Below are 18,334 nucleotides of genomic sequence, written 5' to 3'. Positions count from 1 at the left end.
TTCCGAGGACCACATGCGGTATTAGTCATCGTTTCCAATGATTATTCCCCAGTACAGGGCAGGTTGCCCACACGTTACTCACCCGTCCGCCACTAAGATAGATAAAAATCCTGCCGAAGCTCTCATTTTAAATATCTTCGTTCGACTTGCATGTGTTAAGCACGCCGCCAGCGTTCATCCTGAGCCAGGATCAAACTCTTATGTTAAAATTTACAAACGGCATCGTCGGTTGGAAATTTTATAAGTGAGTTTTCGTAGAAAAGTCACGCATAAAGCCCAGCGACTTGCACGCTTTGAGTTGACCTAGCCAGTTAATCTGGCTATCCTCCGGTTTTTTCGAAACCGGCAAACTTTTGTCATTTTATATTAGCTGCGGTTGTTTTTTCGCTTTGCGAAAACCGCTCGCTTTTCACCATTTTGCATTCTCTGACGCTTTGCAGCATTAGGTCGAATGCTTCATAACCGGTTCAAAGCTCACTAACCGAATTGACTATGGGTTGTAAGTTTCATTCACTATTCTATTTTCAAAGTTCACAGCGCATTTCACAGCGCAGGATTTATTCTAGCAAAGGTTATCCATATTGTCAATACCTTTTTTCATTTTTTTCAGACTTTTTTTCTCTTTTTCCAAAAACCCTGATTTTATCAGCTTTCTTCCAGCACTACTTTCCGGAATACTTCGCCGATATTTTCCGCAATGACCAGATCGGCTTTTTTGTCCATGCTGGTGGCAGACTTATTGATGAGTACAAGATACTTGCCCCGGAAGTAATGAAGAAGCCCTGCCGCAGGATATACATTCAGGCTGGTACCGCCTACAATAAGCATCTGGGCATGAGAAATATCATGAACTGCTTCTTCAATGGTATGTTCATCCAGACCTTCTTCATAAAGCACCACATCAGGACGGACGATGCCGCCGCATTTGTCACAGCGAGTAATGCCTTCGTCTTTTGTCACATAATCCAAATCGAATTCCTTACCGCATTTCAGGCAGTAATTCCGATACAGTGTACCATGGAGCTCCAACACCCGTTTGCTGCCGCCTTTCTGATGCAGGTCGTCGATGTTCTGTGTAATGACGGATTTCAGTTTGCCCATTTCCTCCAGTTTTGCCAATGCCTTATGGCAGTCATTTGGTTTTGCATCGGGATAGAGCAGATTCTTTTTATAATATTGAAAGAAAATATCGGGATGTGCCTCAAAAAAAGAATGGCTCAATATGATTTCCGGGCGATAGCCATATTCACTGATGGCTGTAAAAATCCCTTTTTCCCCACGGAAATCAGGGATGCCGCTTTCCGTAGACACACCAGCACCGCCAAAAAATACAATATTGTCACACTCTGCAATCCAATCTTTCAGTTTCTGCAGTTTTTCATCCATGAAAAGTCCCCCTTTCGGTTCTTTGTCTATGCTCCCATTATACGCTTTTTTCCTCTGCGCTTCAATGAAAACGAAAAAAGGCAGCGTATTAAAGGCATCTTCATAAAAAACAAAGCAAGCTGGAATCCTTATATATAGGATTCCAGCTTGCTTATTTTTATAAGATTTTATTTGATATGTTTTCTAAAGAGAAATTTGCTTTTCTCTCTGCCTTTTTCTTATTCCGTTTCTGTATTTTCTTCTTTTTTCGGTTTCACAAGGACTGTGGTACCCAAAATGCGATGGTTATCCACATTATGCACCTGAATCTGCATTTCTTCCGTATCCACCAAAAAGGATGTGCCGTCATCGGGCACATGACCCAACACACCGCAGATATAACCGCCAAAGGTTTCATATTCTTCCACTGGCAGTGTCACATCCAAAGCCTCTGCCACTTCTTCCAGATCCGCGCTGCCGGCAACCTTCCATTCCATATCGCCGGTACGGACAATTTCCGCTTCTTCCACTTCTTCTTCCTCTTCGTAGAAGTCGCCCACCAGAAGCTGCATAATATCCCGCAGGGTGATAATACCGCTCAAACCGCCGTATTCATCCAGCAGAATGGCAAAGTATTTTCTTTCCCGCTTCATATTGGTCAGCAGTACGTCTGCTTTCACTGTTTCCGGCACAAAATAAGGTTTGTCTACGGCATTTGTCATGACGCTTTCCCGGCTTCTGTCTGCCAGACGGAAAAAATCTTTTGTATCCAGCACACCAATGATGTCGTCATCATCCTCTCCGCTGATGGGGTAATAGGTAAAGCGGCTGTTCTGGATGGTTTCCTCCCAAACGGTCATATCGTCGTCCAGATCCAGCATCACCACATCCACACGATGGGTGCATACTTCTTCCACAGATGTATCATCAAACGCAAATACGTTCTGAATCATTTCCACTTCTTCTTCATCAAAAGTACCTTTTTCATTGCCTGCTTCCAGCATCATGCGAATTTCTTCCTCAGAAACTTCTTCGCCGTTGTCATTGGGGTCAATACCCACCAGACGCAAAATGCCGTTTGTGGAAACAGTCAGCAGCCATACCAAAGGGGCGGAAATTTTATAAACCGCCGCCAGCAGACCGGAAAGCCCCAATGCCAAAGATTCGGACTTTTTCATAGCCACACGTTTTGGCACCAGTTCCCCGAATACCAGGTTAAAGTAAGCCAAAACAACGGTAATCACCAGCAGACACACAGATTTCAGTACATTTTCTGGAATCCCGATGCCTGTGGCTGCCAAAGCCGCCGCCAGAGGGCCTGCAAAGCTTTCTGCCGCAAACGCACTGGAGAGCATCCCCGCCAGAGTGATGGCTACCTGAATGGTTGCAAGGAATCGTGCAGGCTGTTCTGTCAGATTTACCAGACGTCCTGCCCGTTTGTCCCCGTCCTGTGCCATTTTCTTCAACTTCGTTTCATTTGTGGAAATGACCGCGATTTCCGCACTTGCAAATATGGCGTTCAACGCAATCAACACTACTTGTAATACTAAAGGTTCCCAACTCATAGTTCTCATTCCTCCGTTTTGATTCTTCCAAAAATTATCATGTTCTATACATTCTTACAAACACAAAAAGGCATACTCTACCCCTTCCGATTCCGGGCAGACTACACCTCACTCTCTTTTTCTGACATCAAAACGCTTTGGAATTGTTAAGTTGGCGTCCGTATCGCTGTCCGCGTCCATTCTTTTTGTCACACTCCTTTCAAATTAGAACATATCATCTCATATTTCCTTTTGCCTGTCAATTAATGAACCGTTAAGAAATCAGGCAAAACGGCAGGAAAGCCTGCCTTCTCCCGTAGGAAAATACACTGCTTTCCTGTCTGTTTTATCTTATGCCTTCAGCCAGCCGTTTTTCTGCAAAAATTCACGAATTTTTTCCATGGCTGTCTGCAGCTGTTCCATGCTGTAAGCATAAGAAATACGCACATGTCCTTCGCCGCTTTCGCCGAAAGCATCCCCGGGCACCACTGCAACGCCGGCTTCATAAAGCAGACGTTCACAGAACTCCTGAGAAGTCAAGCCTGTCACGGCAATGGAAGGGAACACATAGAATGCCCCTCTGGGTTCAAAGCATGTCAGTCCCATATCATTGAGGGCTTTCACCAGATACTGCCGTCTTTCGTCATAAGCCTCACGCATTGCCCCTACATCGCTGTCGCAAAGATCATCATCCCGCAGGGCTTCAATGGCACCATACTGGCTCATGGTTGGGGTACACATGATGATGTAAGCATGTACCTTATTGATGACTTTCATCAGTTCCTTAGGACCAGCCGCATAGCCCAGACGCCAACCCGTCATGGAGAAAGATTTCGCAAAGCCGTTGAGTACCACTGTCCTTTCCTTCATGCCTTCCACAGAAGCAATAGAAACATGATTTTTGCCGCCGTAAGTCAGTTCTGCGTAAATTTCATCGGAAATCACCAGCAAATCGTGTTTGATACAGACGGGAGCAATCCGTTCCAGATCTTCCCGTTCCATGATGGCACCTGTAGGATTATTGGGATAAGGCAGAATCAACGCCTTTGTTTTGGGTGTGATGGCTGCTTCCAATTCTTCTGGCATGAGCTTGAAATCATTTTCCGCTTTGGTGGTCACCACCACAGGCACCCCATGCTGCAACTGGATAGCTGGTTTATATGCCACATAGGAAGGTTCCACCACAAGCACTTCGTCTCCCGGTTCCAGAATGGTACGCAGTGTCACGTCAATGGCTTCGGATGCGCCGATGGTGCAAAGAATCTGGTCTGTGTCATAATCCAGATCAAAGCGGCGTTTCAGATAATGGGCAATTTCCTCCCGCAGTTTGGGCATGCCCCAGTTGGAGGAATATCTTGTTTTGCCTTCTGCCAGAGAATCCATGGCAGCTTTCCGCACACGTTCCGGTGTTTTGAAATCCGGTTCCCCAACGCCAAGGGAAATGACGTTGTCCATGGTAGCTACAATATCAAAAAATTTCCGAATGCCGGAAGGCGGCAGAACCGCCACATGTTTTGCTGTAAAATCTCTCATTTCTACACCTTCTCTTTCGTGATTATAATTTCACCTGATACAGAGCGTCGCTTTTAGGCTGTTCCAGCACGCGTTCTTTGCCCTGTTCCAAAATGGTCTTTCCGCTTTCTGTAATGCGCCCAATGACAGCCGCTTCAATGCCTGCTTCTTCCAGTTTTTTCACCAACTCCGCTCCGTCAAAGGCGGAAATAATCATGGTGCCGCTGGAAATCAGGAGCAAAGGCTCAATGCCTGCTTCTTTGCAGACAGCCTTTGTCACTTCTTTGATGGGAATGTTGTCCGCAAAGACCTGTACGCCTTTTCCAGAACATTCTGCCAATTCCCAGACTGCCCCCAAAATGCCGCCTTCTGTAGCGTCATGCATGGCTGTGGCACCATGTTCCATGGCAATGCGGCTTTCGGTACCTACGGACAAATAGCCTTTCATGTCCTTGGCTTCTTCCAGCAGTGCTTTATCAATGCGCTGTGCCAGCACATCTTCATGTTCGTGGGCAATGATGGCTGTCCCTTCCAGACCTGCCCATTTTGTCATAATGACATCCTGTCCCACTTCTGCGCCGCCAGTGCAAACCATTTTCCGGTTTCTGGTCTTGCCAATGACCGTAGCGGAAATGACGGGTTTTGTAACCGCATCTGTCACTTCCGTATGACCGCCCAGCACTTCAATGCCCAGTTCCGCCGCCGCTTTCAGAGTGCCATGCATGAGTTCTTCCAGCATCGCCTCATCGCTTTGAGGTGGCAGAAGCACCGTCATTAAAATCCCCACAGGCTCTGCCCCTGCGGAAAATACGTCGTTACAGTTGATATGTACCGCCAGATAGCCGGTATCCTTTGTTGCGCCGGTGATAGGGTCTGTGGAGAACACGCACAGTTCCTCTTTGGGGTCCATGGCAGAACAGTCTTCCCCTGTTTTGGGGCGCACCACAATATCATCCCGATGGACTTTGCTGTGTGTCACCGGGTCTAAAACGATCCGCTCCAGTATTTGCGGCGGAATCTTACCAATTTCAAACATACTATCAAATCTCCTTTTTCGGTCAGAAGCACCTTTGTGCAAAAAAGAAACCGCACCTTACAGCTCTGTTTCTTTTCCCTGTGTACTATTTTACCACAGTCTGCACTACAGGAACAGAAATTTTTCTGAAACACAAAAAAGGTGTCTGCAATGTCTGCAAACACCTTTCTTTCTTATTGAATGCCAAAGCCCGGCTGTTCTGTAGATGCCCTATCTGCTGTGGTTTCTTCTTTCTTTTCTTCTGCTTTCTTAGTACCTACGGTCACCTGATCCGCTGTGGCACGATAAGAAGAAGAACTGAACCATTCCCGGCTTACCTGTTTGCCGTTTTCGTAAACGATCTTATAAACGCTTACTTTTGCGCCGGTTTTCCCGGTGGAAGTTACTTTCCGTTCGCCTTCGGGCATATCAGGGTCTTCTGTCACCACTTCTGCCGGTTTGGGTATGGTTTCTTCATAAACGGTTTCGTATTCCACACGATGGCTGCTGCTGTGGACTTCATGACCATAAATATTCATGACCAGATTGCCGCCGCTGGCATAAGCTTCAATCAATACAGGATATTCTGTATTATTCTTGAACTTCAGGTCTTTATAATTGCCTGCAACCGCCGCATCTCTGCCCAAAGGCACATAGCCTACGGTCATGGAATGGGGATGGCGTTCCACAATCTCCAGTTCCGCATCAATGACTGCATTATACAGTGTTGTAGTTACCTGACATACACCGCCGGCAACGTCTTTTTCCACTTTGCCATTGTTGTATACAGCAGCGTCTTTGTAACCGCCTTCATAGGTCTGAGGACCCAGTTCCACATTGGCGGAGAATGTTTCTCCCGGTGCCAATACAGTGCCATTAATGTAGTTACATCCCACTTCCAGATTGGTATTTCTGTTTTTGTCACTCATGGTATACGTAGTCTTGAAAGAACCGATAAGGTCTGTAACATGGCTGTTTGCCTCTGCTGTGATCTTGGGTTCTTCCACTTCCGCCTCAATTTTGGCAGTGCCGCTCATACGGGTATCCAAAACAGCTGCCGCATTGGCTTCTGTTTTTTCCTGATCCATGATACGACCGGTTTCTTCCGGTGTCACCACAAATTTCCCGTTTTTCCGGCTGACGGTACTATCTACGGCATGGCGATCAAATTCTTCAACGATTTCTGTCAGTTTCGCTTTCATTTTTTCTGTGTCATAAGAATATTCCAAAGGAATGTCAATGCCTTCTTTCAGCAGCTGCGCCCCAACCTGAAAACGCTCTTTGTCCGTGCCTTCTCTGCCGGTATTGTACGCCTGTTCCACAGCTTCTTCCAGATGGTAGCCAGCGCCAAGGTCTGTGAAAGGCACTTCCCATTTTGTTTCCTCATCAAACTGGAATGTGAGCACCTGTCCATTGACTTCTGTCACATACTTTTCTTCCAATGTTGCCAGTGCTTCTTCCTTCGTCATGCCTTCCAGAGAAATGCCGTCTACGGTGACACCCTGATAAATGCCTTCCGCAGAAAGGAGTTTCAGCACCTGATGTCTGTGATAGAAATAATATCCCAGCACACCTGCCAGAACCACCAGAACAACCACCAATGCCCCGATCATGATTTTCTTTTTATGCGCCTCATGGCGGGCTTCCCGCCTGTGGCTTCTTACACCCTTTTGTTGCAAATAAACCCCCAACTTTCTATAACAGTTGTTTTCGCTTTTCCGCAATGGCAGAAAAACGGCTTCGCCCATACAAGTGTATTGGATTCAGACATACATTATACCAAAAACCAATACTTCTTCTATCATAGCGAAGCCGTATGAAAAAAACAATATCAATTATAATAAATTTCCTTACATTTTTATTACATAATTGGTTCACAAACCTACTTTCCGCGGCGTTTTTTGGCATCCAGAAGCCGTTGTGTTGTATTTTTATGCTCTTCTGGCGTATCTGCCGGTTTTTCCGCAGGCATTGTTTTCTTCTCTTTCTCTTTGGATACCTGTTCTTTTTCCGCCTGTTTTGCTGGAGCTTTCACAGGTTTTTCTGCTTTTTTCGCCTGTTTTCTGTCTTTCCGTACTGCAAGGGCTCCTTCTGCCCTCTGCAATACTGTGGGGAATCTCCGCAGGAATATATCCAACAGGAGCAGGAATACGCCCAGTATCAGCAAAGGATTCTGCATAGACTGATGTTTCACAGACTGTGCCGCATCTGCCGCAAAAACCTCGCTGCCGCTGGTCAGCACTCTGCCGCCGGTGCTTTCGGCAATCTGCTGAAGGAGCTGGTTGCCATTTTCTCTGGTTGTCATGTCGTACTCTTTGGGATAGGACAGATAAAAACCTGTATTGGAATTGGTGGTGGTCCCATCTTTTTCTGCCACCTGCACCGCCGCCAGATAAGCCCCTTCTTTTGCCGAAGAAAAGACACCTTCATAAATCCCCGGAGCCGTAGACTGCATCTGCACCGTTTCTGTTTCGTTGTCAGAAGAAACCACCGTCACCTGTACTTGTGATACATCCTCGGAAAAAGGCATGGTCAGCCGCAGAACGCTGTCGTCCTCACCTGCTTCTGCCGTCAGGGTCATATCCGTCATGGCATTATTTTTCATCATCCAGGAAACCGCATTGCGGAGGATTTTCACGCCGCTGTCAGATGCAAGCCATTTCTCCGTCCATTGTCCATGCACGTCAGACGTCCACGCTACCGTTCTGCCCAGACCATACTGCCATGTTGCCAGAATGGGTTCTTCCTTGTCGCTGATGAGGACTTTGTCGGCTCTGGCTTTTGCCGTGGTGCTGATATAGCCATCCAGTTCCGTCACAGCGTCAATGCCCGACAAAATGGCGGAAGCGTCCTGCTGTTCAGGGTAAAAAGTCCGGTTATTGATGAATTCTTTCCCTGCCAAAATGGTTTCCTTTGCGAAAATTTCCGGCAAGTCCGTAAATTCATCCGTAAAATAATACCGCCCATTGCCGTTTTCCGCCAAACGCTGCAATAACTGCGTATCTGCGCTGCCCCCTACGGCTACTGTCGAAAGAGTAATGTTCCGCTGACGCATTTCTGTCAGAACACTGTCATAGCCGGACTGTTCCGCCTGACCGTCTGTCAAAAGGAGGATATGCTTCTGTTTGGTATTTTCTTCCTTCATGGCATCCACTGCCATTTTCAGGGCAGGCAATATGCTGGTACCGCCGTCCGCCTGAATACTGCCGATGGCATTCGTCAGAGCGTCTTTGTTTTCTGTGACATTGCAAGGTTCCATCACCCATTCGGGAAAAGAGTCAAAAGCCACCACGCCTACCCTGTCACCCTGCTGGAAATGATCCAGACTGCGGATAGCTGCTTCTTTTGCCATGTCAATACGAGAAACACCATAATTACCGTCCATCATACTGCCGGAACGGTCAATGACCATAATCATAGTCAAATCAGAATTCTGCCCTTCTGTTTTCAAATCCATATCCACAGGGAGCATTTCCTCCAGCGGGGTATTCTGATAACCGCCCAGCGCAAAAGCATTTTCGCCGCCGCTGACCAGCAGACCGCCGCCGGTGGTGCGGACATAGGTTTCCAGTGCGGATAAAAAGCCATCCGGCAGATTTTCCGCCGATACATTGGCAAGGATGACGCCGTCATAGGCTCCCAGCTGCTCCATGGCAGTGGGTGCGCTGCCTGCTGTCACTTTCTGGACAGCCACCTGACCGGACAGCATGCTTTCCCATTCCCTGCCGCTGTCCTCCTGCTCCACAATGAGGATTCTGGGAATATCTTCTATATAAGTATAGGCATAAACCCGGTTGTTTTCCCCCATGGTGTCCTGCGCCGGAACAATTTCCGCCCGATAGGTCACACCGCCGCCGGTGGTGGTGATATCGGAAAATACCATACGAGTTTCTCCTTTGTGGATTTCCGCAGATTCATCGGCAATGAGGGTATTGCCTTTGTAAAGCCGCACCTGTGCCGTGGTGTCAATGTTTGCGTCAATCTGCAATGCCAATTCATAGCGGCTGTTGATGTTGATGACTTCCGCCAATTCAAGCTTCGTCAGCTGCACTTCCGGCTGTTCTTCGGACACCAGAGGATATACATCCACGGTAATGCCCTGTGCCGCCAATGCCCGTGCCTGCTGCAAAGCATTTCCTTCCGTTTCGTTGCCGTCAGACAGGAGGACAATGCGTTTTGCGGTACCATCCGGCAAAAGGGAAGCAGACAGACGCAGGGCGTTTTCCAGAGAACTGCCGCCTTTATCCACCAAAGACAAGAAGCCTGCGGTCACATCGGTATCTTTGTCCGGTGTCAGTTCCACCCCTGCCCGTTTCCCGAAGGAAGCCAGCCCCAGTTGATCCCGATTTTCTTTGGCCTGCTGGGCTTCCTGCAAAAATGCCTGTACCACTCCTTCCGTTTTTTCCACGCTGGCAGAACGGTCAACAGCAAATACCGTTGTGGTGGTGTTTGCTGTCATAAGCAAAGTGGGATTTGCCATGGCAAGAATCAGCACAAAGCAAAGAAACATCCGCATGATGGTATGGACTTTTTTCCGAAATGGCGATGCAAACTGTCCGCCTTTGGCAAAAAACAGTATGGCTGCCATTACAGGAATCAATAAAATCAGCCAATAAGGCTGCTGCCAATCAATGTTCACGGCAATTCACCCGCCATTCTACAAGTAATACCACAAGCAGCAGCAACAGTACCCACCTGAGGACGCTTCTGCTGCCTTGAATTTCTTTCGTTGTGGATTGTGTCTGTTCTGTCTGTTCTCCCCGCAGGGACAAATCCGATTCCCCTTCGGTTTTGGCATTGACCCCAAAGGGTGTTTCTGTCACATTCTGTGCGCTGTCTGTTTCCCTGAGGGTATAAAGCCCCGGTTCTGCCGTTTCCGTTAATGTCTGAGGCGGAAATGGCGGTGCAATGGAAATTTCCTTGCCTGCGGCTGTCATGACTGTTGCCGTTTCTGTAGTAGGCAGCAGAGAAAGGCTCACCTGTTCTCCCGCTGTCACTTGGGAAACCCCGGAACCATTGGCAGGGAAATACCATTCCATCAATCGATACAGCAAGATAGGAAATTCTGTCTGCAAAGGAAAATCACTGTCATGGAGGTCAAAACCCAGAACTGCTACTTTTCTGCCATTTGTTTCTCCATAAAGCCCCAAGGTCTGCCCTTCTGCCTGCAAAAAGGCTGTGCCCCAGGAAGCGGAAAGGGGTGTTCCTTTTGCCAGCGCAAAAGAAATATCACCGCAGTTTTCCAGACCACTGTCAGAAAGTCCGCGGACATCTGCCGCAAATTCACGCTCCGCTCCCGTTTCCACGATACCGTTTCCGCTGTGTGGGTTAATAAGAAGCCAATGACCGTCCGTCGGCATGGTTTTCGGTAATACCCCGTCAAACACATACAGACTGTATCCTGAGAGATTTTCCTGTAAGGTATCTGTCTGATAGAGTTCTACCTGATCGGACAGGGAAAGGGCTTTTTCCAAAAAGAGATTGCTTTCAGAAACCAGCAGCACTTTCTGCTGCTTAGCCGCTGCCAATCCCGCAAAACGGCTGTTATCTGCTGTCAAGGCATCTTCTGGAGAAATCCGCACTTCCAGTGTCTTTGTTTCCTCGGGAACGCCACGGAATACCACATCCGTATCCGCTCCGGCTGCCGCCGTGACGGTTTTGGTGTCAAAAGCCGCACCGTCTGCGTAAAGGGTAACGGTTTTCTCTTGGTCGCTTTTGCCATAGTGATGAAGCCTTGCCATGACATACAATCCGTCTTCCTGTGCCGTATGAGAAAGGAGTGTTACCGCTGTATTCTCTCCATCTCCAACATAAACCTGCTCCGTTGCGGGTAATGTGCCCAAATTGCCATATCCGTCTGTATACACCACGATTTCGCCGCCCAGCGCTTCCTGTTCCGCAGAAAGCAGACTTTTCGCTTCTTCCCAGTTTGCACCGCCGGCTGTAGGGGACGCATTTTCCACCATACGCAGAACCACATCCTTTTCCCCGCCGCTGACAGCCAATGTAGGCGTGTCTGTGAGCATCACCAGAGAAAAACGAGAGCCGGGCGCTGTATTTTCCAAAAGTTCTGTCAAATCTGCCTTTGCGGCATCAAAACGGCTTTTTTCCACATCCGTCGCCTGCATGCTCAAAGAGCAGTCCAAACCAATGATATAATCCCGCACCTGTATTTTTCCCATGAGATAAGGACCGGACAAGGCAAGAGCAAGGAGAACCGCCGCCGCAATCTGCAAAAACATCAGCAGATTTTTCCGCAGCTTCTGCCATGGCTCCTGTGCCTTTGTCTGGGTCAATACCTTTTTCCAAAGATACAGACTGGGCACTTGTTTTTCTTTATATTTTTGTTTCAGTAAATACATCAACAGGATGATTGGCACCGCAAGGAGTGCCAACAATCCCAAAAGGGGCTGTGCAAAGTGCATCGTCCCCCTCCTCTCTGTCAATTAAGCGGCGCAATCCTGTAAGTATGCTGCCACATCCTCCGGTACCTGATACACTGCCACAAAGTTTTCCTTTGGAATGAGAATATCCAGATATTTCGTCATACCATCCAGAATCTCCAGTGTCACATAGCCTTCTTTATAAACAGTCATTTGGGCAATCTTATAATCCGTATTGGATACCGTTTCTCCCAGCTTGATGGTGGCATTCTGCCGCAGGGCGAAAGTGCCGCTTTCTGTCACATCCGCAGGCAGTGCATCCACCTTTGTCCAGTCAGAAACTTGGATGGCTTCCCGAAAAGCGTCCATATCCTCCACGGTAGTACCGTCGCTGTTCACCACACGGACAGGCTTGCCGTCGCTGTTTTCTTCCAGAAAGATCTTTTCTGCCCAGTTGATTTTTGCCATTTCTGCTTCGATTTCCGCCTGTGCCTTATCCCATGCTTCTCCGGTCTGTTCCATGGCACTGCCCAGCTGCTGGGAGGCATCCTGCAAACCGTCTTTCAACTGTTGTTCATCCGCAGCGGAAAGATGGCCGCAGCCTGCCAGCATACAGAAAGATAAAACACCTGCTATTTTCCAGATTTTCATATAAAATCCCTTCTTTCTCACCGTTCCAGTGTGGCAAAATAATCAGAAACCAGTTCCCGCATACCATAGGGCACACTGCTGTTTTCCAGTGTTTCCATGGCTTCGTTGCGGTACTGACCATAGACCGTATCATAAGGCACGGATGTTCCTGCCTGCCCCATGGTGCGGTGTTCCGTTATGGTGGTCTGACCTTCGTCGGAATCCGTTCCTTTCAGCTGGGCATCGTAACCGTCTTTGCCTGCCGCGGAACGGGTATAAATTTTTTCCGGCTCTGCATGACCGAATCCACGACCCTGACCGCCATTACCTACGCCAGCGGTTCCGCTGCCGCCGCTGCCCGTCTGACCGCCGGTTCCTTCACCTTCCGCGCCCTGACCTTCGCCGCCTGTGGACTCACCTTCGCCTTCCACTTTTTTCGCCAGACTTTGCTGTCCCACGTTGCGGTTCAGTTTTTGCAGGCTGCTTCTAAGAGCACTATTCACCTGTGCCTGAGAAAGCAGAGCATTTTTCAGGGCTTCGCTAGCTTCTGACGGGTCTGCTCCATTTTCCAGGGCTTCTTCCAAGGCTTTCAAGGCTTCCTGTAATTCCTCGTCACTGATATTTTCCGCAGCTTCTGCCAATTGTTGTGCCAAGGATGCTGCCTGACCTTTATCCATGGCTGCCATTTTCTGCAACAGCTGTTCCATTGCCTGAGAAATGGATGCCTCATCTCCCTGTTCCAAGGCTTCAGACAATGCCGCCGTGCTTTCTTCCTGCTTCAGCGTTTCCGCCAATTCTTTCAAATCTTTGGAAACGCTCTCCTTTTCCAGTTGCTTCATATTCTGCTGGGCTTCCCGCACAGCTTCTTCCGCGGCTTTTTTGGTCTTTGCTGTTTTCAGGTCTTTTTCCAATGCCTTTGCCGCTTCCAGAAAGACTTTCTTTTCTTCTTTGGAAAGCACCGGCGTTTCTTCCGCCTTTACCTGCTCGATTCTCTCCAGCTGGGCATTGGCATAGACCTCCGCATCCTTATCCCGCCGCACCGGCATAAATCCAGCACCAATGGTAAGCACCACCACCAACGCAAGGACACGCAGCACCTTCACGGGCAGGCGCATCCGATAAAGCTTGGCAAAATCCGTTTCTTTGGCTTTGGTAAAACCATCTGCCACTGCCATTTCCTCCACGGGATTTTGCGTACCTTTGCCCAAAAGCTCCATGGTGGTAATCATTCGCTCTGCGCCGCCCAAGGCGTCTGCCGTTTCTGCCGTTTCTTTCTCCGTCACTTTTCGCAGGAAAAAGGCTGCCGTAAGGGCTATGAGCAGCCCCAGCAAAACAAACACGCCGCAGAGAGGCAAAACCGGAATTTCCGTCCAAAATTTCGACAATACAACAACGGCAAGGCATAAAATGCCTGCCGCTGTTTCTCCATATATAAACCATTTCAAAAATCGCTCCGCCATAAGCTTATGCCGCAGGGGAGCCAGTAAACGCAAAAATTCTTTCATGGCTTATCCCTTCTTTTTTCGTACCTTCTTTTCCCGCACCGGATTGATGATGTAAGCAGAAAGCAGTACAAACACTACAATGACCACCAGATCGAATACCAGATGCAGCAGCCATATATGTGTTCCCATCCACTGATAGATTGCGGAAGTCTGGTCGGTCATCCGCAACAGCGAATATGTCACATCCGTCCCCAGCTGGGCATTCATCAAGGAGAAAAACGCCACACCGGGATTGGGAATGAGAATCAAAATGGTTGCCAATACAGGAATATCCCCATTATACAAACCATCATAAGACATATAGTAAAAAGCCAGCAGTACCAAGGTACCGAAGCACAAAAATCCGATAACCAGATACATGAGCACAATGGATACGATGGTGCGCTTAAACAGGCAGGAGAAAAATACAGAAACACTGCCTACCATGCAGGCTGTCACCAGCACGAAAGCAAATACTTCCGCCACCTGCACCACCGATACGGCACCGAAGTAAAAGGCAATGGCAAAAATGGGCAATGTTGCCACAACCAGCAGCATCACATACATCAAAGAAGATGCCAGTTTCCCCAGCACAATGGAAAGAGGGCTCATTTTTGTCACCAGCAGCAGATCCAATGTCTGCCGTTCTCTTTCGCCGCTGATACTGCCCGCTGCCACTGCCGGCGCTGTCAAAAGGACCAGTCCCATCTGCACCGCAGCCAGCACCACATAAAGCCAAACCATTGCTGAGGGGTCAAAGCTCAGATCGCGATTTTGGAACATGGCCAAATCGATATACAGCATGGCGCCGACTGACGAAATCACCAGAAACAGCACCAATGCTCCATAAGTTTTCCAGCTTCGCATGGTGGTAATGGCTTCTTTGCGCAAAACCGGATTCATCATACGCCTGCACCTCCTGTCACCTGCATGAAGATTTCTTCCAGATTGCCTTCTTTCTCACGGAAAGACACGATTCCAATGCCGCTTTCTACCAAACGTTTCAGGATTTCCGCCAGCATTTCCTCGCTGCCGTCGAATACAAATTCCAGATCGGCGGTATTTTCCGTGATTTCTTTTACCGCAGGCATTTCCTGCAGGATTTCTACTGTCTTGGACACATCCGCCAAAGGACGCACATAAATGATGCGTTTCTGGGTCAGCTGCCGCATGATTTCCTGTACCGTCCCTTGGGCTGCCAGTTTTCCCTGATTGATGATACCCACTTCTGTACACATCTCCGCCAATTCCGGCAAGATGTGTGAGCTGATGACAACGGTTTTCCCCATGGACTGCAACTGCTTGAGGATTTCTTTCATTTCCACGCGAGCACGAGGGTCCAGACCAGATGCGGGCTCATCCAAAATCAGCAGTTTCGGGTCATGAATGAGGCTTCGTGCCAGACAAAGGCGCTGTTTCATCCCTCTGGAAAGGGAATCCACATAAGCCTCTTTCTTATGGGACAGGTCTACAATATCCAGCAAACCATCAATAATATCTTTTCTGTCTTTATAGGGAACCTCATAAGTCCCTGCGTAAAAATCCATGTATTCCGTTACTTTCAAGTTATCATACACACCGAAAAAGTCCGGCATATATCCAATTTTCGTCCGCAGCAGTCTGGGATTTTTTGTCATGTCCACATCATCCATCCAGATGCTGCCTTCTGTTGCCTGCAAAAGTCCTGCCATCATGCGCATAGTGGTGGTCTTTCCGGCGCCGTTTGGCCCTACAAAGCCGTAAATGCTGCCGTCAGGCACTGTCAGTGTCAAATGATCCACTGCCGTAAAATTGCCATAGCGTTTGACCAGTTCTTTCATTTCAAGCATTCAGACCCACTCCTTTCACGCGCATTCTGGGTGCATGGGTATAAGTTCCCGGCTCCAGATACATTTTAAACTGTACCACACGTTCTTCATTGATATAATCCTCACCAGGTGCATAAGGTGTTTCCACAAAATCTTCCCATTGTCCCGTTTTCACGTTATACACCTGAGGGTCTGCATACATACCGGAACGATAGCTTTCATCGAAAGCAAACTGAATCTCATCAATGCGCACACCTTCACCAACGGCATAGCGCAGAATCACTTCCTGATTTGTATCCATATAGTTGTTTACTTCGCAGAAATTGTTCCAATTGTCATAATACACGCCATAATTCACTGCCTGATCTGTTGTTTCCGGCAGAACTGTAAAGGGCAGGTCAAAAGATTTTTCACGACTCAGATCTTTGCTGCCAACCGTATGGAACATGCTCAGACAATTTTCCCTTGCGGGTTTTCCATTGAGATACTTCACGCTGTCAAAAATAGGCATATCGCTGAAGCCGAAAAATTCATAAGTAATCTGGCTGTTTTCCCAACTGCTCTGTTCTGTTGTATCCCAGTTATGAAGGACTTCCATCAATTCCTGCTCACGGCGCAGTGTGTACCCTCTTTCTTCCGTAATGGTACCATTCTGCACCTGATCCCAAACGGTTGTACCATCTCCTGTAATCAAGTTGGTCATTCGTTCCCCATAACGGTCATTGACGTTTTCCGCACTCAAATCATAAGAAACTTCCATGGTTTCTCCTGCAGGGAGTTCACCCAAAGGAATATATACATAATCCAATTTCAGATAAGCATCCATGAAATTTACAGAAGTTCCGTTTGTCACGGTGCCCACAACTTTTTCTCCATCAAAGGCTACATTGCTGGTAACGCTGCCGCCCAGTTCCAATGTGGCAGAGGCACTGACAAAGTTTGTTTCCCATGCCATATTGTCATAAAAGACGATATTGGTACCATCACCCATAGTGACTTTATAATCTATTTCTTCTGTTTTGCCATTGCCGTCATACCAGCCATTATCCAGTTGGGGCTGCACAGGAATGGGTAATTCACTTTCCAGAGTCACATCACCATTGCCAGGCACTTTCATAGCCATAGCAATCTGGGCTTCGCCGATACTGCTGTCCTGCTCCATTTCCACAATGGCTTTTGTACTGATCATACCATTGTGATAAGTACTTCTGCCTGCCAGCAGGAATACCACACCAAAAAATACAACAGACAATACGGGAATGGTGATCCACCCCAGTTCTCTGCGGTCTTTTTTCTTCAGCACAAGATACATAACAGGACCTGCCAGTACAATATAAATACCGACTGCCAAAAAGATTACAACTATGGAATTTCCTGTCACAGAAGGGAAACTATTTGCTGCATAACGCAGCTGGTTGGTGATTTCCGCCCCTGCATTTTCTCCTTCCGCATCATACAAACCACTGCAAAGCCCTTTCAGCACAGCTGTCTGCTGGGGCATATTGGCAAAAGGCGCCAGACCCAAAGCAAAATGGTTCAGCAGCACATAACCGCCGCCATAAGGCATGAGAGAAGTCAAAGGCGTACCATTTGCCTCCCATTTTACAGACGCCTTTTCTGCGGAAATCCCTGCAACAGTCAGAGGCGCAGACAAGGACAAAGCAGTTCCATCAGGCGCAGAAATGCCGCTGACACTCTGGGTACCGTTCAGAGAAACATCCACAAAATCCAAACCGGAAAGAACTTTCTGTGCCTGCACCCCTGTACCCAGTACAAGAAGTCCCCCATTATCCACCCAGTTTTTCAGGGCTTTTTTCTGGGCATCTCCCAGTGTAGCTGTATCAAAATCGTCGATGATGAGCACCGCGAAATTTTCCATAACACTTTGGGATTCCGGGAACGTATCCCGATCCAAGAAGAAAACAGAAGTTTTTTCAGACAAGTTCATACCTGCCAGATACTGTACCTGTGCAGGCTGTTCACTGAGAACGCCCACAGCCACCGTTTCTGGAGAAAGAGCGTCCACAGGCACATGTTTCTGAAATACCACATTGCCGCCCTCATCCACCAGTGACACTTCCATAAAACGCCGTACCGTATTCAAGCCCAATTCCATGGAAACCTGCTTTGTGGCGCCTTCTGGCAATTCCATCTTTTGACTGTACAGGGCATATTTCTGGAAACCGCTGTCTGTGTTTTCATAGGTGTAAACTTTCACCTGAAATTCACCCTGAAAAGCCTCGCCGTTATTGGTCAATGTGGCCGTCATAGGCGTGACTTTTTCTACAATATAAGAATTGTCGAAGCCCATCTGCAAATCCAGAACAAAATGATCACCACCAATGATTTTTTCCTGTTCCTGTTCCGGCGTTGGCTCTGCTACATCTGTATTGGTAACAGCCGTGACGGTCTGTGTATTCGGAGCCGCGGCAAAAACAGGTGTCAGCAGGCTCAGCACCATAATTAAGGCAATCACCAACGCAATGACAGCAAAAATCTTTTGTTTGAGTTTTTGTTTTTGATGATATTTCATAGCTGTCCTCCCTGTCTAGTAGAAACACATTTGTTTTTCTTTCATTATAACAAGGGGCTT

12 protein-coding genes and 1 rRNA gene are annotated in these 18,334 nt (G+C 47.9%); all 13 read right to left on the bottom strand.

The genetic code is table 11. From position 1 onward, the window contains the following. Positions 1-206: ribosomal RNA gene (locus INF29_RS08710) — 16S ribosomal RNA — on the bottom strand; the annotation flags it as partial. Positions 207-645: 439 nt separating this feature from the next. After that, positions 646-1,386, bottom strand: a complete 741-nt coding sequence (locus INF29_RS08705) for an NAD-dependent protein deacylase (protein ID WP_072849679.1) — start codon at positions 1,384-1,386, stop codon at positions 646-648. A gap of 218 nt (positions 1,387-1,604) precedes the next feature. Beyond that, the gene (locus tag INF29_RS08700) at positions 1,605-2,930 is read right to left on the bottom strand and encodes a hemolysin family protein (RefSeq protein ID WP_193486024.1); all 1,326 of its coding nucleotides are present in this window, start codon (positions 2,928-2,930) and stop codon (positions 1,605-1,607) included. A gap of 330 nt (positions 2,931-3,260) precedes the next feature. Then, entirely contained in the window at positions 3,261-4,442 is a 1,182-nt protein-coding gene (locus INF29_RS08695) for a pyridoxal phosphate-dependent aminotransferase (RefSeq protein ID WP_193486022.1), read from the bottom strand. Positions 4,443-4,464: 22 nt separating this feature from the next. Further along, positions 4,465-5,457 carry an AIR synthase family protein gene (locus INF29_RS08690; RefSeq protein WP_193486019.1) on the bottom strand — a complete coding sequence of 331 codons (993 nt, stop codon included), beginning with the start codon at positions 5,455-5,457 and terminating at the stop codon, positions 4,465-4,467. A gap of 173 nt (positions 5,458-5,630) precedes the next feature. Next, positions 5,631-7,115, bottom strand: a complete 1,485-nt coding sequence (locus tag INF29_RS08685) for a VanW family protein (protein WP_193486017.1) — start codon at positions 7,113-7,115, stop codon at positions 5,631-5,633. A 203-nt stretch (positions 7,116-7,318) separates the two neighbouring features. Continuing rightward, positions 7,319-10,075 (bottom strand): VWA domain-containing protein, encoded by a 2,757-nt coding sequence (locus INF29_RS08680; protein WP_193486015.1) that lies wholly within the window; start codon positions 10,073-10,075, stop codon positions 7,319-7,321. Beyond that, positions 10,065-11,861, bottom strand: a complete 1,797-nt coding sequence (locus tag INF29_RS08675) for a vWA domain-containing protein (RefSeq protein ID WP_193486013.1) — start codon at positions 11,859-11,861, stop codon at positions 10,065-10,067. The genes INF29_RS08680 and INF29_RS08675 overlap by 11 nt, the downstream gene beginning before the upstream one ends. Before the next feature lie 21 nt (positions 11,862-11,882). Beyond that, positions 11,883-12,470 carry a hypothetical protein gene (locus INF29_RS08670; RefSeq protein WP_193486011.1) on the bottom strand — a complete coding sequence of 196 codons (588 nt, stop codon included), beginning with the start codon at positions 12,468-12,470 and terminating at the stop codon, positions 11,883-11,885. A gap of 17 nt (positions 12,471-12,487) precedes the next feature. After that, on the bottom strand, positions 12,488-13,954 hold the full coding sequence (locus tag INF29_RS08665; protein ID WP_193486009.1) for a coiled-coil domain-containing protein: 1,467 nt from the start codon (positions 13,952-13,954) through the stop codon (positions 12,488-12,490). A 3-nt stretch (positions 13,955-13,957) separates the two neighbouring features. Then, complete coding sequence (locus INF29_RS08660) at positions 13,958-14,839, bottom strand: ABC transporter permease (protein WP_193486007.1); 882 nt, start codon at positions 14,837-14,839, stop codon at positions 13,958-13,960. After that, positions 14,836-15,762, bottom strand: a complete 927-nt coding sequence (locus tag INF29_RS08655) for an ABC transporter ATP-binding protein (protein ID WP_072849659.1) — start codon at positions 15,760-15,762, stop codon at positions 14,836-14,838. The genes INF29_RS08660 and INF29_RS08655 overlap by 4 nt, the downstream gene beginning before the upstream one ends. Beyond that, positions 15,755-18,274, bottom strand: a complete 2,520-nt coding sequence (locus INF29_RS08650; protein ID WP_193486006.1) for a hypothetical protein — start codon at positions 18,272-18,274, stop codon at positions 15,755-15,757. The genes INF29_RS08655 and INF29_RS08650 overlap by 8 nt, the downstream gene beginning before the upstream one ends. Between the last annotated feature and the right edge of the window lie 60 nt (positions 18,275-18,334).

It is taken from the genome of Anaerotignum lactatifermentans, from assembly GCF_014982935.1.
Classification (GTDB): Bacteria; Bacillota; Clostridia; order Lachnospirales; family Anaerotignaceae; genus Anaerotignum; species Anaerotignum lactatifermentans.
The sequence above is the reverse complement of the archived record's forward strand: the minus strand, read 5'-3'. Positions and strand labels throughout refer to the sequence as shown.

Coding starts and splice junctions, on each gene's coding strand:
- INF29_RS08705 (WP_072849679.1), bottom strand. CDS start 1,386: ATGGATGAAAAACTGCAGAAACTGAAAGATTGGATTGCAGAGTGTGAC.
- INF29_RS08660 (WP_193486007.1), bottom strand. CDS start 14,839: ATGATGAATCCGGTTTTGCGCAAAGAAGCCATTACCACCATGCGAAGC.
- INF29_RS08690 (WP_193486019.1), bottom strand. CDS start 5,457: ATGTTTGAAATTGGTAAGATTCCGCCGCAAATACTGGAGCGGATCGTT.
- INF29_RS08665 (WP_193486009.1), bottom strand. CDS start 13,954: ATGAAAGAATTTTTGCGTTTACTGGCTCCCCTGCGGCATAAGCTTATG.
- INF29_RS08700 (WP_193486024.1), bottom strand. CDS start 2,930: ATGAGTTGGGAACCTTTAGTATTACAAGTAGTGTTGATTGCGTTGAAC.
- INF29_RS08675 (WP_193486013.1), bottom strand. CDS start 11,861: ATGCACTTTGCACAGCCCCTTTTGGGATTGTTGGCACTCCTTGCGGTG.
- INF29_RS08650 (WP_193486006.1), bottom strand. CDS start 18,274: ATGAAATATCATCAAAAACAAAAACTCAAACAAAAGATTTTTGCTGTC.
- INF29_RS08655 (WP_072849659.1), bottom strand. CDS start 15,762: ATGCTTGAAATGAAAGAACTGGTCAAACGCTATGGCAATTTTACGGCA.
- INF29_RS08695 (WP_193486022.1), bottom strand. CDS start 4,442: ATGAGAGATTTTACAGCAAAACATGTGGCGGTTCTGCCGCCTTCCGGC.
- INF29_RS08670 (WP_193486011.1), bottom strand. CDS start 12,470: ATGAAAATCTGGAAAATAGCAGGTGTTTTATCTTTCTGTATGCTGGCA.